The sequence below is a fragment of the Pseudomonas sp. AIG genome, assembly GCF_977020205.1.
Genome location: NZ_CDROCK010000111.1, coordinates 1 through 3,535, shown reverse-complemented (window position 1 = coordinate 3,535; position 3,535 = coordinate 1). Strand labels below are relative to the sequence as shown.

Annotated in this window: 2 tRNA genes and 2 rRNA genes; all 4 read left to right on the top strand. The window is 50.9% G+C overall.

Features of this window, described 5'->3' with window-relative positions:
- Nucleotides 1-7 precede the first annotated feature (7 nt).
- Nucleotides 8-84, top strand: a tRNA-Ile gene (locus ACWR1S_RS30670).
- Between the two features lie 30 nt (nucleotides 85-114).
- Nucleotides 115-190 (top strand) — tRNA-Ala (locus ACWR1S_RS30665).
- Between the two features lie 247 nt (nucleotides 191-437).
- Nucleotides 438-3,331 (top strand): 23S ribosomal RNA (locus ACWR1S_RS30660).
- A gap of 155 nt (nucleotides 3,332-3,486) precedes the next feature.
- Nucleotides 3,487-3,535 (top strand): 5S ribosomal RNA (rrf, locus tag ACWR1S_RS30655); the annotation flags it as partial.

Below are 3,535 nucleotides of genomic sequence, written 5' to 3'. Positions count from 1 at the left end.
CGAAATTGGGTCTGTAGCTCAGTTGGTTAGAGCGCACCCCTGATAAGGGTGAGGTCGGCAGTTCGAATCTGCCCAGACCCACCAATTTTGTGTGGGAAACGCCTGTAGAAATACGGGGCCATAGCTCAGCTGGGAGAGCGCCTGCCTTGCACGCAGGAGGTCAACGGTTCGATCCCGTTTGGCTCCACCACTACTGCTTCTGAAGTTTGAAAGCTTAGAAATGAGCATTCCATCGTTGTGATGATGAATGTTGATTTCTAGTCTTTGACTAGTTCGTTCTTTAAAAATTTGGGTATGTGATAGAAAGATAGACTGAACGTTACTTTCACTGGTAACGGATCAGGCTAAGGTAAAATTTGTGAGTTCTCTTAATTGAGAAATTCGAATTTTCGGCGAATGTCGTCTTCACAGTATAACCAGATTGCTTGGGGTTATATGGTCAAGTGAAGAAGCGCATACGGTGGATGCCTTGGCAGTCAGAGGCGATGAAAGACGTGGTAGCCTGCGAAAAGCTTCGGGGAGTCGGCAAACAGACTTTGATCCGGAGATGTCTGAATGGGGGAACCCAGCCATCATAAGATGGTTATCTTGTACTGAATACATAGGTGCAAGAGGCGAACCAGGGGAACTGAAACATCTAAGTACCCTGAGGAAAAGAAATCAACCGAGATTCCCTTAGTAGTGGCGAGCGAACGGGGACTAGCCCTTAAGTGGCTTTGAGATTAGCGGAACGCTCTGGAAAGTGCGGCCATAGTGGGTGATAGCCCTGTACGCGAAAATCTCTTAGTCATGAAATCGAGTAGGACGGAGCACGAGAAACTTTGTCTGAATATGGGGGGACCATCCTCCAAGGCTAAATACTACTGACTGACCGATAGTGAACTAGTACCGTGAGGGAAAGGCGAAAAGAACCCCGGAGAGGGGAGTGAAATAGATCCTGAAACCGTATGCGTACAAGCAGTGGGAGCAGACTTTGTTCTGTGACTGCGTACCTTTTGTATAATGGGTCAGCGACTTATTTTCAGTGGCGAGCTTAACCGAATAGGGGAGGCGTAGCGAAAGCGAGTCTTAATAGGGCGTCTAGTCGCTGGGAATAGACCCGAAACCGGGCGATCTATCCATGGGCAGGTTGAAGGTTGGGTAACACTAACTGGAGGACCGAACCGACTACCGTTGAAAAGTTAGCGGATGACCTGTGGATCGGAGTGAAAGGCTAATCAAGCTCGGAGATAGCTGGTTCTCCTCGAAAGCTATTTAGGTAGCGCCTCATGTATCACTGTAGGGGGTAGAGCACTGTTTCGGCTAGGGGGTCATCCCGACTTACCAAACCGATGCAAACTCCGAATACCTACAAGTGCCGAGCATGGGAGACACACGGCGGGTGCTAACGTCCGTCGTGAAAAGGGAAACAACCCAGACCGTCAGCTAAGGTCCCAAAGTTATGGTTAAGTGGGAAACGATGTGGGAAGGCTTAGACAGCTAGGAGGTTGGCTTAGAAGCAGCCACCCTTTAAAGAAAGCGTAATAGCTCACTAGTCGAGTCGGCCTGCGCGGAAGATGTAACGGGGCTCAAACCATACACCGAAGCTACGGGTATCATCTTCGGATGATGCGGTAGAGGAGCGTTCTGTAAGCCTGTGAAGGTGAGTTGAGAAGCTTGCTGGAGGTATCAGAAGTGCGAATGCTGACATGAGTAACGACAATGGGTGTGAAAAACACCCACGCCGAAAGACCAAGGTTTCCTGCGCAACGTTAATCGACGCAGGGTTAGTCGGTCCCTAAGGCGAGGCTGAAAAGCGTAGTCGATGGAAAACAGGTTAATATTCCTGTACTTCTGGTTATTGCGATGGAGGGACGGAGAAGGCTAGGCCAGCTTGGCGTTGGTTGTCCAAGTTTAAGGTGGTAGGCTGAGATCTTAGGTAAATCCGGGATCTTAAGGCCGAGAGCTGATGACGAGTGTTCTTTTAGAACACGAAGTGGTTGATGCCATGCTTCCAAGAAAAGCTTCTAAGCTTCAGGTAACCAGGAACCGTACCCCAAACCGACACAGGTGGTTGGGTAGAGAATACCAAGGCGCTTGAGAGAACTCGGGTGAAGGAACTAGGCAAAATGGCACCGTAACTTCGGGAGAAGGTGCGCCGGTGAGGGTGAAGGACTTGCTCCGTAAGCTCATGCCGGTCGAAGATACCAGGCCGCTGCGACTGTTTATTAAAAACACAGCACTCTGCAAACACGAAAGTGGACGTATAGGGTGTGACGCCTGCCCGGTGCCGGAAGGTTAATTGATGGGGTTAGCTAACGCGAAGCTCTTGATCGAAGCCCCGGTAAACGGCGGCCGTAACTATAACGGTCCTAAGGTAGCGAAATTCCTTGTCGGGTAAGTTCCGACCTGCACGAATGGCGTAACGATGGCGGCGCTGTCTCCACCCGAGACTCAGTGAAATTGAAATCGCTGTGAAGATGCAGTGTATCCGCGGCTAGACGGAAAGACCCCGTGAACCTTTACTATAGCTTTGCACTGGACTTTGAATTTGCTTGTGTAGGATAGGTGGGAGGCTTTGAAGCGTGGACGCCAGTTCGCGTGGAGCCAACCTTGAAATACCACCCTGGCAACTTTGAGGTTCTAACTCAGGTCCGTTATCCGGATCGAGGACAGTGTATGGTGGGTAGTTTGACTGGGGCGGTCTCCTCCTAAAGAGTAACGGAGGAGTACGAAGGTGCGCTCAGACCGGTCGGAAATCGGTCGTAGAGTATAAAGGCAAAAGCGCGCTTGACTGCGAGACAGACACGTCGAGCAGGTACGAAAGTAGGTCTTAGTGATCCGGTGGTTCTGTATGGAAGGGCCATCGCTCAACGGATAAAAGGTACTCCGGGGATAACAGGCTGATACCGCCCAAGAGTTCATATCGACGGCGGTGTTTGGCACCTCGATGTCGGCTCATCACATCCTGGGGCTGAAGCCGGTCCCAAGGGTATGGCTGTTCGCCATTTAAAGTGGTACGCGAGCTGGGTTTAGAACGTCGTGAGACAGTTCGGTCCCTATCTGCCGTGGACGTTTGAGATTTGAGAGGGGCTGCTCCTAGTACGAGAGGACCGGAGTGGACGAACCTCTGGTGTTCCGGTTGTCACGCCAGTGGCATTGCCGGGTAGCTATGTTCGGGAAAGATAACCGCTGAAAGCATCTAAGCGGGAAACTTGCCTCAAGATGAGATCTCACTGGAACCTTGAGTTCCCTGAAGGGCCGTCGAAGACTACGACGTTGATAGGTTGGGTGTGTAAGCGCTGTGAGGCGTTGAGCTAACCAATACTAATTGCCCGTGAGGCTTGACCATATAACACCCAAGCAATTTGCGAACTCGAGAGAGGCCAGATTGCGGTGTGTGAAGACGAAACGAACCGAAAGTTCGATGTTCACAAACACCGAAAGCTATCACATACCCAATTTGCTGAAGCGAGGCCATCTGGTCACGACTCAGTACCCGAATTTCTTGACGACCATAGAGCGTTGGAACCACCTGATCCCATCCCGAACTCAG